The 14,272-nt window shown below is 63.5% G+C and carries 13 protein-coding genes; 4 read left to right on the forward strand and 9 right to left on the reverse strand.

The window, feature by feature from the left end; genetic code table 11:
• Positions 1–19: 19 nt before the first annotated feature.
• Complete coding sequence (locus AC1DXN_RS00705) at positions 20–919, reverse strand: LysR family transcriptional regulator (RefSeq protein WP_477421431.1); 900 nt, start codon at positions 917–919, stop codon at positions 20–22.
• Between the two features lie 96 nt (positions 920–1,015).
• Here AC1DXN_RS00705 and AC1DXN_RS00710 point away from each other — a divergent pair, with 96 nt between their 5' ends.
• From AC1DXN_RS00710 to AC1DXN_RS00720, 3 genes are all read left to right on the forward strand, one after another.
• Positions 1,016–1,306 (forward strand): muconolactone Delta-isomerase family protein, encoded by a 291-nt coding sequence (locus AC1DXN_RS00710; RefSeq protein ID WP_477272189.1) that lies wholly within the window; start codon positions 1,016–1,018, stop codon positions 1,304–1,306.
• A 189-nt stretch (positions 1,307–1,495) separates the two neighbouring features.
• Positions 1,496–5,308, forward strand: a complete 3,813-nt coding sequence (locus AC1DXN_RS00715; RefSeq protein WP_477272188.1) for a glycosyltransferase — start codon at positions 1,496–1,498, stop codon at positions 5,306–5,308.
• 152 nt (positions 5,309–5,460) lie between these two features.
• Complete coding sequence (locus AC1DXN_RS00720; protein ID WP_477272186.1) at positions 5,461–6,456, forward strand: transporter; 996 nt, start codon at positions 5,461–5,463, stop codon at positions 6,454–6,456.
• Positions 6,457–6,529: 73 nt separating this feature from the next.
• Here AC1DXN_RS00720 and AC1DXN_RS00725 read toward each other — a convergent pair whose 3' ends face one another.
• From AC1DXN_RS00725 to cysS, 8 genes are all read right to left on the reverse strand, one after another.
• Positions 6,530–7,216, reverse strand: coding sequence for a glutathione S-transferase family protein (locus AC1DXN_RS00725; protein ID WP_477272184.1), 687 nt, complete (start codon positions 7,214–7,216; stop codon positions 6,530–6,532).
• Between the two features lie 9 nt (positions 7,217–7,225).
• Positions 7,226–8,155 (reverse strand): EamA family transporter RarD, encoded by a 930-nt coding sequence (rarD, locus tag AC1DXN_RS00730; protein WP_477272182.1) that lies wholly within the window; start codon positions 8,153–8,155, stop codon positions 7,226–7,228.
• Between the two features lie 132 nt (positions 8,156–8,287).
• Entirely contained in the window at positions 8,288–9,910 is a 1,623-nt protein-coding gene (cimA, locus tag AC1DXN_RS00735) for a citramalate synthase (protein WP_477272180.1), read from the reverse strand.
• Positions 9,907–10,863 (reverse strand): prolyl aminopeptidase, encoded by a 957-nt coding sequence (gene pip / locus AC1DXN_RS00740; protein ID WP_477272178.1) that lies wholly within the window; start codon positions 10,861–10,863, stop codon positions 9,907–9,909. The genes cimA and pip overlap by 4 nt, the downstream gene beginning before the upstream one ends.
• On the reverse strand, positions 10,860–11,336 hold the full coding sequence (locus tag AC1DXN_RS00745) for a GFA family protein (protein ID WP_477243967.1): 477 nt from the start codon (positions 11,334–11,336) through the stop codon (positions 10,860–10,862). Before AC1DXN_RS00745 ends, pip begins: the two co-directional genes overlap by 4 nt.
• Entirely contained in the window at positions 11,333–11,824 is a 492-nt protein-coding gene (locus AC1DXN_RS00750) for a GFA family protein (protein WP_477272176.1), read from the reverse strand. Before AC1DXN_RS00750 ends, AC1DXN_RS00745 begins: the two co-directional genes overlap by 4 nt.
• Before the next feature lie 6 nt (positions 11,825–11,830).
• A complete protein-coding gene (locus AC1DXN_RS00755; RefSeq protein ID WP_477243963.1) occupies positions 11,831–12,217 on the reverse strand; it encodes a VOC family protein in 387 nt (128 codons plus the stop codon).
• Positions 12,214–13,650 carry a cysteine--tRNA ligase gene (cysS, locus tag AC1DXN_RS00760; protein WP_477272174.1) on the reverse strand — a complete coding sequence of 479 codons (1,437 nt, stop codon included), beginning with the start codon at positions 13,648–13,650 and terminating at the stop codon, positions 12,214–12,216. The genes AC1DXN_RS00755 and cysS overlap by 4 nt, the downstream gene beginning before the upstream one ends.
• 400 nt (positions 13,651–14,050) lie before the next feature.
• On the opposite strand from cysS, the gene AC1DXN_RS00765 reads away from it, so the two are divergent.
• The gene (locus AC1DXN_RS00765; RefSeq protein ID WP_477243960.1) at positions 14,051–14,206 is read left to right on the forward strand and encodes a hypothetical protein; all 156 of its coding nucleotides are present in this window, start codon (positions 14,051–14,053) and stop codon (positions 14,204–14,206) included.
• Positions 14,207–14,272: the final 66 nt, after the last annotated feature.

Here is a 14,272-nt window from a genome sequence, read left to right on the forward strand (position 1 = left end):
GCCCTACTGCCCTACTGCCCTACTGCCCTACTGCCCTACGCAGTTCCTCAATCACCGCCCGCTTGTCCTGCCGCCGCCAGGCGAGATGGATCGACACCGTCCGTTCAAACCATGGCAAGTCACGAAAGACGATCCCGGCCGGGGCGGCACTGCGCAAGCTCTGCTGCACTGTCGCCAGCCCGAGGCCGGCGCTGACCAGGCCGAGTGACGTCAACGGATCGGCCGTCTCATAGGCAATGTCGGGCAGGAAGCCGGCCTTGGCGCAAGCGGCGAGGAACTGGCTGCGGTTGGTGTCATCGGGCTGGCGCACCACGGTGATCCAGGTGCGACCGTCGAGATGGTGCGATTGGATGTCGGCGACTTCGGCAAGCGGATCGCCTTGCGGCATCGCCAGCACCAGCGGTTCGCGCTGGATCAGCGTGCTCATGATATCGGGATCTTCGGCGGCAGGCGGCCCATAGACAAAGCCGAGATCAAGCGAACGCTGACGCAGTCCCTCCAGTTGCGCGGCGGAACGCTGGTTCTTCAGCTGCAGATGAAAATCCGGCCGGTCGCGCCGGAACTGGCGCAGCATCCGGCTGACCAGGCCGGCATGCACCGCACCTTCGACATAGCCGATGGCGAGCCGGCCGACCGCGCCGCTGGCAAGATTGCGGCCGAGTTCCTCCAATTGCCGTGCGTTGGCCAGCAGCGCCCGCGCCTGAGTGAGGAACGCGCGGCCTTCGGCGTTGAGATGAACCCGCTGCTTTGCCCTTTCGAACAGGGTGACGCCGAGCTGTTCCTCGAGTTGCATGATCTGCCGGCTCAAGGGCGACTGCGAGATGTGCAGCGCCTCGGCGGCGCGGCCGACATTGCCGGCTTCGGCGACGGCAACGAAATAGCGGATCTGGCGCAGGTCGAGCATCTCTTTCCCCGGCATTAAAGTCCCATCAGGTCTCAACTCTAGCCTAATCAGTCTTGGACAGTCCGACTAGTAGCGGCGATAGTTTCGCCATCCCAAACACAGGAGACCGCCATGCAGTTTTTTGCCCTTCTCGCCCGCAACACCGAAAAGTTCAGCGACGCCGATTTCGCCCCGCTTTTGCCCGGCGAGGCCGAGCAACGCCGCACGCTCTACGCCGAAGGCGCGGTGCGCCAGGTGTGGAACCGCGGCGATGTTCCCGGCAGCGGCATGATGTTCGAAGCCGGCAGCGACGCCGACGTGCGCGACCATCTCGCCACTCTACCGCTGGTCAAGGCCGGCATGATGGACATTGCAGCGGTCGTGCCGCTCAACCCTTACCCCGGGTTTGGGCCGAAGCGCTGAGACTTGCCAGGCGCCGGCGGACAGTTTTGAGTGCCTGCGCCGCTTCGGAAAGACAGCTAGCCGGCTATTGCCCGATCGGCCATCCTTATCCCCCCAAAAACAGTCACTTTGCGCAGTCATGCGCCAGCGATTTCCGTTTGCGGCTCCCGTTTGAATTGGCTATCGGAGGGCTGGGCAAGGGGCGGATCGGTGGAAAACGGAACGACGGTCAGGACAGGCAAAGCGCCACGCGCGTCGGTCATCATGACCGTGCACGTCGACCAGCGCTTCCTGGATGCTGCCGTCGACAGTATCCTCTGCCAGGAGTTCCACGATCTCGAACTTGTCGTGGTCGATGATGGAACGGGCCTGGACGCGGCCTTCCAGGCCCTGGCGCGTCGCGATCCCCGCATCCGTATCGTGACTAGCCCGGTCAACATCGGCCCGGCCGGCGCGGCGAATCTCGGAATCAAAGCTGCCCGCAGCGACATTATCCTTCGCCTCGATTCGGATGATATCGCGGAGCCCACGCATGTCGGACGGCTGGTCGCCGCACTTGACGAGGACCCCGAACTCGGCCTGGTCGGAAATGCGGTGACGCTGATCGACGAAGCCGGTCATGTCATCGGCGCACAGCGAATGCCGGAAACGGATCTTGAGATCCGTTGGACGATCCTGTTCCACGCCCCCTTCTACCAGTCGGCGATTGCGTATCGTCGCAGTTGCTTCGAGGCAGCCGGGGGGTACAAAGTCGATCAGTGGATCTCGCACGATCACTATCTGTGGTTCGGCATGTTGCCTTTTTGCCGGGCGCGAAATCTTGTCGAACCGCTGACACGCTACCGGGCAAATGCGCTCGGCCTGAGCGCCAGGCACAGGAGAAACGCGCGCAATCGGACGCATCCGATCCGCGAGGCGTTGTGGGCCAGGATCGGCCTGACCTACGATCTCTATGACGATGTCTTCGCCTATGAACTTACCGGCTTTATTCGCGGAGACACCATTCCCGTCGAGCGGCGCGCTGCCGCCTACGGCAAGCTGCTGGGCGTGCTGCGCGTCTTTCTCGCCGCTTCCAGGCCCTTTACGCGGGTAGACGATGCGGAAGCCGCGAGGCAACTGGCGCATGGTCTTGTCGCACGTGTGCTTGCCAGCCCGCCGTTGCGGATCAAAGAGATGCTGCGCGTCTGCTATCTGTGCTGGCCGCTCGACCGGCGCGCCGCGACCGGCGCAGCAGTGTCGCGGCTGGCGCTGGGGTTGCGGAGCCGCCTGCAGGTGACACGGCGTTGGCTGACCCGGCCGCGGGCCATTGAGGCAAAACGGGGCGTTCATGGTCAGCCAGGCACCCATCCGCCGACGGCCGCGCGCGTCGATATTTCGGGACTTTTTCCGATCTGGGCGTCGCTGCTGGCCGCACGCCGAAACGATACGCTCGATGTCCTGGAAATCGGTTCGCTGGAAGGACGGCCGCCGATTTTCTTTCTCAACCATCTCAACAAATGCCAGCTGACATGTGTGGATACGTTTGACGGCAGTCCCGAGCACCGGCGCCAAAAAAGCAGCAGCCAGCCCAGGCATCCGGAAGACCGTCTCTATGTCAATCCCGGCGAATTCGGCGAACGGGTCGAAACGATCAAAGCTGGCGCGCCCCAGGCGCTTGCCAGTCTTGCCGCCGCGCAGCGCCGCTTCGACCTCGTCCACATCGACAGCGGCAATCGCAGGACAGATGTCGAGACCGATGCCGGATTGTCATGGCCGATCGTGCGAGACAGCGGGATCGTTATTTTCGAACACCATGAGGGGGACTTGCGGTCTGGCGGGCCCGACCGTGCGGGCGGCGGGATAGACGCATTCCTGTCAGCCATTGCCGGCCAGTACCGCGAGTTGCATCGCGGCCACGACCTCATCATCCAGAAAATCGCAACATCGGGGGCAAAGCGTTCCTCGCTGCCAACGCAGGGCGCGCCGGCGTTGCGGCGGGCAGGCGCCCGGGCGCCCGACAAGCCGGGGCATGAGGTCGAGTTCGTGCTGATCGCCGAGGCGGGTTTCCTCGAAGCCCAAGCGCTGCTGCTGTGCAAAAGCATCAGGTGTTTCGCCGGCGCCTATTCGCGATCCCCGATAACGGTGGTGTCGCCACGGCGCAGCGGTCGCCCGTCTTCGTCGACGCTGCGCCAATTCAAGCAATTGGGGGTCGAGTACCTGCCGATCGAGGTCGACAGCCGCGGCTCCCAATACGGCCCTTCCTACAAGGTTCGTGCGCTCGCGCATGTCGAACGCCGGCCCGGACCGCCTGTTATCGTCCAGGTTGACAGCGATACCCTATTCATTGCCGAGCCCGATTTTTCGTTGGGCTCCTGTTCGGCGGCCGCGCGCCCGGTCGATGTCAAGGGGATGTGCACAACCGGCGCCGGCGATCCGTTCGACATGTACTGGCGGGATTTATGCGCCCTCGTCGGCGTCGATTACGAGAATATACCCGTCGTCCAGACGACGGACGGCCGCGACGTAGTCCGGGCGAGCTACAATGGCGGACTTATCGTGTCAAAAAGGGAGAGCGGGCTGTTCCGGCAGACCGAGAATATCTTCAACCGACTGATCGCAGCCGGCATGGCACCGTGGTCCGCCGACAGGCCAGCCTTCATGACTGGCAGCGGAACTCACCAAGGCGAGGCCACAACTTTCTGGGGCACGAGCCAGGCGGCGTTCTCTCTGGCGGCTGTCGCTGGCAGCCATCGCGTGCGCCTTTTGCCGGAGACGCACAATTTTCCGCTCCATGAAATTCATCCATTGACCAGGCCGGATCCATCGCGGCTGGTTCACATTCACTACCATGGGCTGTTCAACACCGGATCAGCCGAGCCAAACCCGATATTGGACGGAACGCTGCAACTTCCGGCGGGGATACGAGAATGGCTGCAGGCCCGGCTCCCGCTCGTCGAGCACCCGCCATCGACGGCCAGGAAGCCGGCCGGGAAGCGACCGAAAAGAAAGGCGATCCTCGTCCTGGGGATGCATCGCAGCGGTACCTCCGCACTTGGCGGCACCCTCAACGCGCTGGGCGCGACTGGCCCGAAGAACCTGCTGGATGCCGACCTCGCCAATCCCAGGGGATACTGGGAAAGCGGCCTGCTCAAATTGGCACACACTGATCTGCTCGCAGCGGCAGGCTCCACCTGGCATGACTGGCGGCAACTCGATCCGCAGTGGCTGAAGTCGCCGGCGGCGGAAGGTCATCACCACAAGATCAAGGCGATCCTGACAAGCGAATTCGCAGACCAACCGCTTTTCTTCGTCAAGGATCCGCGGATCTGCCGGTTCGTTCCGCTGGTGTCGTCGATCCTGGCCGAGATGGAAGTCGAGGCGGTCGCCTTCTTGCCGGTCCGAAATCCCCTCGAGGTCGCCCTCTCGCTGGAGCGGCGTGATGGTTTATCGTTGCCCAAATCGCTCCTGCTGTGGCTCAGGCATGTGCTGGAGGCGGAGCATCATTCACGGCACATGCCGCGATATTTCCTTCGCCACGAAGAGGTCGTGACCGATTGGCAGCAACATTTGAGCCGAGCGGCGAAAGCGACCGGCGTCGTCTGGCCGACGGGCCTTGGCAAGGCTCAAGCCGAGATCGAACAGTTTCTGACGCCGGACCTGCATCATCAGCGGGCGACGATCGAGGACCTGCAAAACCATCCAGACGTCACGCCGCTTGTCCGCACTACCTATGACATTCTGTGCGCCATGGCGGCCGGCGGCGACAGCCCTGATCTGCGCCATCGGTTGGACCTCGTGCGGGCGAAGTTTGATGAAAGCTGCGACGTTCTGGGCTCGGCGGCGGTGGCCGAGGCCGAACGGTTGCGCGGGGAGCTTGAAGCGCGGATTGCCGAGCACGACGCCCGCCAGGGCCTCAAACTCGAACACGCCTCACTCCTGCGCGATCAAAGTACTCTTCTTGCGGAGCGCAACGCGCTGCTTGCCTCACACAGTTGGCGGCTGACCGCACCGTTGCGGTGGCTGCGACGCCGGTTCGGACGATGACGGCAATGACTGGAAGCGTCCGGCTCGATAGCAGGTGATGGCCAGACTGTGATCGTCTGTCAAAAAACCGTCACACGGAACCCGACCCGCCCATGCTAGGACTCTGCCGCCGCCATCGTGCGGCGCAGTATTCGTGACCTGGCGCAGCGACCATGAACATCGCCCTCAATCCGGAAAGCTCTTCATCACTCTTGCCCGACGAGCATGGGCTGTTCTTCATCTATCATTTCACCGCTGAGGGCGCGCGAACCAAGGACGCCGCCGCCGCGCACTGGACATGGCGCAGCTACCAGCTTTCCGACATGCGCGCCCGTCACGAGATCGCCAGCGAGCCGGCGCTGCCACCACCGGTGCGCGAAGCCTTCCTGACCTCGAGCCATGGCTGCCACATCGACCTCGAGGACGACTGGCTCTATGGCGACCTGCCGGACCTGCGCCACGACTATTCAGCGGAAGCGCGCGGGCTCGGCCATTTCCGCTTCGCCCTCAACGACACGATGCTGATCGGCGCCCGCAAGCAACCGCTGGAATCAGTCGACAATGTGCGCAAGGCGATCGAGAACGGATCGCGCAAGTTCCGCTCCCCGGCCGAACTGATTGAGGCCGTCATCGGTCAGTCGTTCGACGGCATGGTGAAAGAGCTCGGCGGCCTCGGCGACACGCTCGACGGTATCGAGGATCGCATCGTCTGCGACGCATGGCACAATGAGCGGCAGCCGCTGGTCGACGCACGCCGGCATCTGGTGGTGATCCACCGGCAGATGGCGACGCTGACCAATCTGTTTCGCCATCTCGACCATTCGCACCGCAACGACCTGCCGGACTCGATCAACGATATGGCGACGCGGCTGTCGCACCGGGCGCAGACGCTGCATTACGACGGCGAACAATTGCAGGCGCGCGCCCGGCTGCTGCAGGACGAACTGATGGCCAAGCTGACGACGCAGTCGAACGAATTGCTCTACGTGCTGTCGGTGATGACGGCGGTGCTGTTGCCGATGACCATCATCTCAGGCCTGTTCGGCATGAATGTCGGTGGCCTGCCTTTCATGGACACGCCGATGGGTTTTTGGGTGGTGTCGGCGGTGTCGCTGGTAATCGCCGGGATCACCTATCTCTTCGTACGCCGGCTCGGACGAGGGTTTTAGAGCAGTTCCAGGAAAAGTGTGAAACGGTTTTCCGTCCGGAATTGCGTCAAACAAAGAGATCGCGCCCTGCCCTTCAGGCTGTGGCGCGCAGGTCTTCGGTGATGGTGCCGGCGGCACGAACTTCCGCCTCATGGTCGGGTTCGCGCCATGTCTCGGCAAGGCCTGCTTCATACCAGTCGCGCATCGCCGGCAGGTCGAGCAATTGCCTGGGATAGGCGGCGGCCGCACCCTCGAACGACAGCCCGTAGGACTGCGCCCGAAACGCCACCGGAGCGAAGAAGGCGTCGACGGCGGTGAAGTGCTCGCCAGCCAGGAACGGTCCGCCGAAGCGGGCAAGACCGTCATTCCAGAGATCGCCGAGGCGGAAGAGATCGTGCTTCAGCGCATCCGACATAGGAAAGGGTTCTACGCGCAGGCCGCAACTCATCGGGCATAGGTTGCGCAGCGCAGTAAAGCTCGAATGCATTTCAGCGGCAGCCGAGCGTGCCCAGGCTCGTGCCTTGGCTTCGACAGGCCAGACACCATGGTGGCGCTCGGCGAGATATTCGGCGATGGCCAGTGAATCCCAAACCGCCCAGCCGTCGTCGATCAGGCACGGCACCCGGCCGCTGGGCGAGAACGGACGGTAAAGGTCCCAGCTCGACCCGGTCGGAAATGGCGTCAATCGCTCCTCGAAAGGGATGTCCAGCGTGCGCATCAACACCCATGGCCGCAGCGACCACGAGGAATAGTTCTTGTTGGCGATATGCAGCACGTACATTGAGGACCCTTAGCTTGCAGCCGACGCCGCCGGCCGGATCTCGCGGCCACGGAACATCGACCAGGAATACATCGCCAGTGCTGCCCAGATCAGGCCGAAGGCGATGGCCTGGACGGTGCCGAAAGGCTCATGGAAGATCAGCACGGCGATCAGGAAGACAATGGTCGGCGCGATGTACTGCATGATGCCGATGGTCGACAGCCGCAGCAGCCTAGCGCCGAACGCAAACAGCAGCAGCGGCACCGAGGTGATCGGGCCGCAGCCGATCAGCAAGGCGGTATTGGTCGCGGTGCCGGAGACGAAATGGTCCTGCCCGGTGGCGATCAGGAAGGCGATGTAGCCGAGTGCCGGCACCGACAGCAAAAGCACTTCGAGCAGGAAACCCTGGCTCGGGCCGATCGGCAGCGTCTTGCGGAAGAAGGCGTAGGCGGCGAAGGAAAACGCCAGCGCCAGCGACACCCAGGGCAGCTTGCCGCCCTCGATAGTCAGCACCGTGACCGCGACTGCCGCCAGCGCCACTGCCGCGATCTGCAGCCGGTCCAGCCGTTCGCCAAGCAGCAGTGCGCCGACAACGACATTGACCAGCGGGTTGATGTAGTAGCCGAGCGCGGTTTCGACGGTGCGATCCACCGCAATCGCCCAGACATAGATGCCCCAGTTCACCGAGATCAGCGCCGCCGTCAGCGCGGCCATCGCAATGGTGCGCGGCGAGCGAATCGCGGCCTTGAAATCCGTCGTGCGGCCGGCCCAGACCAGGACCGCCGCGGCAATCGGTACCGACCAGACGATGCGGTGGGCGATGACTTCCGCCAGCGGCAGGTGCGCGACCGCCTTCATGTAGAAGGGCAGCAGCCCCCACAGGAGATAGGCGGCGAGCGCCAGCAGGAAGCCGCGACGGGCCTTGGCATCTGCTTCCAGGCGAATTGCTTCTGTGACCATGGCCCAACGCTATGGCCCAGCCGCCTTGCCAAGACCATCGCAAATTACTGATGGATCAATGGACTTTTGGTGATGGTTCAAGTGTCAAGGCGCAAGTTCCTCGCGCCACGAAGTGGGAGCGAGGAAGGGCGCTCACTCCGCCGCCACCAGCCCGGCCATGTCGCGGTTCTTCATCAGTTTGTAGACGATCGAATCCATCAGCGCCTGGAACGAGGCGTCGATGATGTTTTCGGAGACGCCGACCGTCCACCAGCGCGCGCCGGTGCCGTCATGCGATTCGATCAAAACCCGGGTGATCGCTTCGGTGCCGCCATTGAGGATACGCACCTTGAAGTCGGCCAGTTCGAGGTCGGCGATTTCGTTCTGGAACTTGCCGAGATCCTTGCGCAGCGCGATATCGAGCGCGTTGACCGGGCCATGCCCTTCGGCCACCGACATCTTTTCCTCGCCGTCGACCACCACCTTGACGATCGCCTCGGAGACCGTCTTCAGCTGGCCGTTGGCGTCGAAGCGGCGCTCGACCATGCAGCGGAAGGAGGTGACGTTGAAGAATTCCGGCACGCCGTGCAGCATCCTGCGCGCCAGAAGCTCGAAGCTGGCGTCGGCGCCTTCATAGGCATAGCCCTCGGCCTCGCGTTCCTTGACCACGGAAATCAGCGCGTCGAGCCGCTGATCGTCCTTCGGCATGTCGATGCCGCGCCGCTTCAGCTCGGCGAGGAAATTGGACTTGCCGCCCTGGTCCGAGACCATGACGCGGCGGCGGTTGCCGACGGCTTGCGGCTCGACATGCTCATAGGTCGCCGGCTCCTTGGCCAGTGCCGAGGCATGGATGCCGGCCTTGGTGGCGAAGGCGGACGCGCCGACATAGGGCGCCTGGGCTTCCGGGGCGCGGTTCAAGAGTTCGTCGAAGGCGCGCGACAGGCGCGAGACGCCGGTCAAGGCCTCGGCCGAAATGCCCGTTTCGAAGCGCGTGGAAAAGGCCGGCTTCAGCGCCAGCGTCGGCACGATCGAGATCAGATTGGCGTTGCCGCAGCGTTCGCCGATGCCGTTCAGCGTGCCCTGGATCTGGCGCACGCCGGCCTCGACCGCGGCCAGCGAATTCGCCACCGCCTGGCCGGTATCGTCATGGGCATGGATACCGAGATGGTCACCGGGGATGCCGGATGAAATAGCCCTTTCGACGATGGCGCGCACCTCCGACGGCTGCGTGCCGCCATTGGTGTCGCACAACACCACCCACCGCGCGCCGGCATCGTAGGCGGTTTTCGCGCAGGCCAGCGCATAGTCGGGATTGGCCTTGAAGCCGTCGAAGAAATGCTCGCAGTCGACCAGCGCCTCCTTGCCCGAAGCGATCGCCGCCTCGACCGAGGCTTTTATCGCATCGAGGTTTTCCTCGTTGGTGCAGCCGAGCGCGACGCGCACATGGTAGTCCCAGCTCTTGGCGACGAAGCAGATGGCGTCGGATTTCGACTGCACGAGAGCGGCAAGGCCGGGATCGTTGGAGGCCGACACCCCGGCACGCTTGGTCATGCCGAAGGCGACGAACTTCGCGTTCGCCGTGCGCTTCTCCTGGAAGAAGGCGGTGTCGGTCGGATTGGCGCCGGGATAGCCGCCTTCGACATAGTCGATACCAAACTCGTCGAGCAGCTTGGCGATGGCGATCTTGTCCTCGACGGAAAAGTCGATGCCCGGCGTCTGCTGGCCATCGCGCAGTGTGGTGTCGAAGAGATAGAGGCGCTCGCGAGCCATGGTCATTTCCCCGCAAACCGGTCGGTCGCCCGGATCAGCCGGTCGAGAATGCCCGGCTCCGAATAGGCATGGCCGGCGCCCTCGATCAGGTGGAAATCCGCCTTCGGCCACGCCTTGTGCAGCGCCCAGGCATAGCGCGCCGGGCATGGCATGTCGTAGCGGCCGTGGACAATGGTGCCGGGGATATCTTTCAGCTTCCACGCATCGCGCAAAAGCTGCCCTTCCTCCAGCCAGCCGGCATGGACGAAATAATGGTTCTCGATGCGGGCGAAGGCGACGGCGAAGTCGTCCTCGCCGAACTTGTCGCTGGTCTCCGGCTCCGGCAGCAGCGTGATCGTCTCGCCTTCCCACAGGCCCCAGGCTAGGGCGGCCTCCATCTGCGCCTTGCGGTCGGAGCCAACCAGCCGCTTGCGGTAGGCGGCCATCATGTCGCCGCGCTCAGCCTCAGGGATCGGCGCCAAAAAGCGCTCCCATTTGTCCGGGAACATCTCGGACACACCGAACTGATAGTACCATTCGAGCTCGGCGCGGGTCAGTGTGTAGATGCCGCGCACGACCAGTTCGCTGACGCGGTCGGGGTGGGTCTCGGCATAGGCGAGCGCCAGCGTCGAGCCCCAGGAGCCGCCGAACACCAGCCATTTTTCGAAGCCGCACATGGTGCGCAGCCGCTCGATGTCGGCGACAAGATGCCAGGTGGTGTTGGCCTCGAGCGAGGCGTTGGGCGTCGATTTTCCGCAGCCACGCTGGTCGAACAGGATGACATCGTAAAGTTTTGGGTCGAACAGCCGCCGATGCTTCGGCGAGAAGCCGCCGCCGGGACCGCCATGCAGGAACACCGCCGGCTTGGCGCCTTTGGTACCCGAACGCTCCCAATACACCTGGTGGCCGTCGCCGACATCCAGCATGCCGGAGTCAAAGGCCTCGATCTCAGGATAAAGCGTGCGCAGTCCACTGCTCATAGCTGCAGTCCGTGTGCCGGCCAATCCGCGGTTTCGTGGTCGGGATGCTGGAAGGAAATGATCTGCTCCTGGCGGGTGTAGAAATCCGGATCCTGATGCACGGGCTGATCGAAGATCGTCTCCACCCAGGGCAGCCGGACGGCGTAGTTGACCTGGATCTGCGGCGCGAGATCCGAGCGGTCGTCGAAAGCGCCGATTGCAATCTCGAGCCCGCCGGGCTGGCGGTAGGTCAACGGCGTGCCGCAGCGGGCGCAGAAGCCGCGATCGATGTTGACCGACGACTGGAAATAGCTCGGCTCCTCGCGGATCCATTCGACGCCGTCCTTGGGAACCGTCACCAGCGCGCCAAAAAACGAACCGAACTGTTTCTGGCACATGCGGCAATGGCAGATGGACGGGCGCCCGAGCGCGCCGTGGATGCGAAAGCGCACGGCGCCGCACTGGCAGCCGCCGGTTCGTACCGTTTCGGTCATGATCTTTCCTCCGGCGGCCATTGTTCGGTGTCGTGGTCGGGATGCTGATAGGAGACGAGGTCGGCGAGATAGGGTGCCGACGACAGATCGGCCGACGTGTCCTCGCCCGGCAATTGCGGGATCAAGTCGACATAGGGCAGCTTTGCCTCGGTGCCCCACTGGATCAATGGCGCGATCTCCGCCGGATCGTCGAAAGCGCCGATGGCGAGGCCGACGCCGTCCGGCGCGGTGAAGGTCAACGGCGTGCCGCAATCGGCGCAGAAGCCGCGTTTGACATGGTTCGACGACTGGAAATATTTCGGCTGGCCGCGCGTCCAGTCGAGTTTTGCGCCGCGCACCGAGACCAGCGGCGCGTAGAAGGCGCCGAAGGCCTTCTGGCACATGCGGCAATGGCAGATGGAGGCATCGCCCAGCGTGCCTTCGACGCGAAAGCGCACCGCGCCGCACTGGCAGCCGCCGGTATAAATGGGCCGGTTGTCGAGGCTCATCGGTCCTTACTCCGGGGCATGGCAGACGGCTTCGACATTGTTGCCGTCGGGATCGAAGACGAAGGCGCCGTAGTAATTCGGGTGATAGTGCGGGCGCAGGCCCGGGCCGCCATTGTCCCGGCCGCCGGCAGCAAGGGCCGCGGCATGGAAGGCATCGACCTCGGCGCGGCTGCGCGCAGTGAAGGCGACGTGCTGGTGGGCCTTCTGGCCATCCTTGCCTTCCTGCAGCCAGAACACCGGCCGGTCGCGGCCATAGCCGCCAACCTTTTCGCCGCCAGTGTATTCCAGCGGCACCATATAGAGCAGCGACGCACCGAGCGGCGCCATCGCCTTGTCGTAAAAGGCCTTCGAAGCGTCGAAATCGGCAACGTCGATGCCAAGATGGTCGATCATCTTTTTACCTCCCAGGTGGTGATGCGTTCGCCGGTGGCGGGGTCCTTGCCGTCTTTCAATTGTACACCTTGCGCCAGCAGCTCGTCGCGGATGCGGTCGGCCTCGGGCCAGTTTTTCGCGGCAATCAGCGCCAGGCGATTGGCGATGGCTTTGGCGACATTGCCTTCATCGACATCAGCCGACGCCACGTTGAAGCCGAGGAACAGAAAGGCGGCCTTCAGCGAAGCAGCAGCGTCATTGCCGTCGGCGGCATCGCCGGCCAGCTGCGTCAGCACCTGGAACGCGGCATAGGTGGCAAGATCGTCCGACAGGGCTTCGACCACGGCTTCAGGCAACGGCTTTGCCACCGCTGGGGCCAGATCGGCAGCCCGCTTCCATTTGCGCAGCGTGTTCTCCGCCTCTTCCAGCTTGCGCACGGAAAAGTCGATCGGCTCGCGGTAGTGCGTCATCAGCATGGCCAGCCTGAGCACCTCGCCCGGCCATTTGCGACCGCCGAAGGTCTCCGTCTCCAAGAGTTCGTTGATCGAGTAGAAATTGCCCAGGCTCTTGGACATCTTCTGGCCCTCGACCTGCAGGAAGCCATTGTGCATCCACACCTTGGCCATGACGTCGGTGCCGTGGGCGCAGCGCGACTGGGCGATCTCGTTCTCGTGGTGCGGAAAGATCAGGTCGAGGCCGCCGCCATGGATGTCGAAGACCTCGCCGAGATAGGCGGCCGACATGGCCGAGCACTCGATGTGCCAGCCCGGCCGGCCCCTGCCCCACGGGCTGTCCCAGCCTGGCTCTTCCGGCGACGACAGTTTCCACAAGACGAAGTCGCCGGGGCTTTTCTTGTGGGCGTCGACGGCGACGCGGGCGCCGGCCTGTTGCTCGTCGAGATTGCGTTTCGACAGCTGGCCATAATCCGGCATTGAGGCGGTGTCGAACAGCACTTCGCCGGATGCGACATAGGCATGGCCGCGCTCGATCAGGCGCTCGATCAGGGTGATCATGTCGGCCTTGCCGTCGGCGCGCGGGGCGACGAATTCAGTGGCGCGCGGCTCGACCGTCGGCTCGAGGCAGCCGAGCGTAGCCACATCGTCGTGAAACTGGTCGGCGGTCTTTTCGGTGACCCGCCGGATCGCCTCGTTGAGCGACAGTTTTCCCGAAGAAATCTCGCCACCGAAATCGCGCAAGGCGCGAGCGTTAATCTTGTCGTCGACATCTGTGATGTTACGCACATACGTGACATGCGCCTCGCCGTAGAGATGGCGCAACAGACGGAACAGCACATCGAAGACGATCACCGGCCGCGCATTGCCGATATGGGCAAAGTCGTAGACCGTCGGGCCGCAGACATACATGCGCACGTTCAACGGATCGATCGGGAAGAAATCTTCCTTGCTCCGCGTTAGCGTGTTGTAGAGGCGCAGGCCCTTCGATGCGTCAGACATTCGTGCCGTCCCGGTCGGTTGCTTCGTTCGAACATGGTCGGAGCCAGCTCCGCGCCGAGGCGCAAATCAGGCTCCAGCCTGCTGGCCGGGGCGTTTGTCCACTCTAGAAGGAAGATGAGGCGAAAACGTCCGGACCAGCGCGAGGCTAGCCAATAATGCAAATGCCACAAATGGCGAAAAACGTTTTCATGGGCGGCTTTATCGCCTCGCCCAGTGTTGCCGTCAAGTCGCAACTTTCGGCAAAAGAGTCGTTGGACCAGAGGTAATTGAGGGCCGAAACATTTTATTAAACATGTCGGCACAGTCATGAAACATTCGCCGGCTAGTTCACCAGACGTCACGATTCGGTCAGATTCGCCCGGCACACGCAGACACGAAAATGTTACCAGGGAAGAGAAGCATGTCTCGAAGCAAGCAAGATACCAGCCGCGCCCAGCAACCGGCGCTGGCCAATCACTACCGGGCGATCGGCCCGGCCGCGATTGTCGCCGCCCTTTTGCACACCGCAAAAAAGAAGAAGCCGGCGCCGAAGATCGTGTCGCCGCGCGCTGCCTGAATTGGCATGCCGCTGGCGGTTTCCGGCGTGAGGGCGTCAATCAGCGCCCTGAAATAACAGCCTCTG

The sequence above is a fragment of the Mesorhizobium sp. P2_H9 genome (assembly GCF_056403215.1).

Excerpts from the sequence above, each read along its gene's own strand:
- AC1DXN_RS00705 (WP_477421431.1), bottom strand. The coding sequence starts at position 919 with ATGCCGGGGAAAGAGATGCTCGACCTGCGCCAGATCCGCTATTTCGTT.
- AC1DXN_RS00710 (WP_477272189.1), top strand. The coding sequence starts at position 1,016 with ATGCAGTTTTTTGCCCTTCTCGCCCGCAACACCGAAAAGTTCAGCGAC.
- AC1DXN_RS00720 (WP_477272186.1), top strand. The coding sequence starts at position 5,461 with ATGAACATCGCCCTCAATCCGGAAAGCTCTTCATCACTCTTGCCCGAC.
- AC1DXN_RS00725 (WP_477272184.1), bottom strand. The coding sequence starts at position 7,216 with ATGTACGTGCTGCATATCGCCAACAAGAACTATTCCTCGTGGTCGCTG.
- rarD (WP_477272182.1), bottom strand. The coding sequence starts at position 8,155 with ATGGTCACAGAAGCAATTCGCCTGGAAGCAGATGCCAAGGCCCGTCGC.
- cimA (WP_477272180.1), bottom strand. The coding sequence starts at position 9,910 with ATGACCATGGCTCGCGAGCGCCTCTATCTCTTCGACACCACACTGCGC.
- pip (WP_477272178.1), bottom strand. The coding sequence starts at position 10,863 with ATGAGCAGTGGACTGCGCACGCTTTATCCTGAGATCGAGGCCTTTGAC.
- AC1DXN_RS00745 (WP_477243967.1), bottom strand. The coding sequence starts at position 11,336 with ATGACCGAAACGGTACGAACCGGCGGCTGCCAGTGCGGCGCCGTGCGC.
- AC1DXN_RS00750 (WP_477272176.1), bottom strand. The coding sequence starts at position 11,824 with ATGAGCCTCGACAACCGGCCCATTTATACCGGCGGCTGCCAGTGCGGC.
- AC1DXN_RS00755 (WP_477243963.1), bottom strand. The coding sequence starts at position 12,217 with ATGATCGACCATCTTGGCATCGACGTTGCCGATTTCGACGCTTCGAAG.
- cysS (WP_477272174.1), bottom strand. The coding sequence starts at position 13,650 with ATGTCTGACGCATCGAAGGGCCTGCGCCTCTACAACACGCTAACGCGG.
- AC1DXN_RS00765 (WP_477243960.1), top strand. The coding sequence starts at position 14,051 with ATGTCTCGAAGCAAGCAAGATACCAGCCGCGCCCAGCAACCGGCGCTG.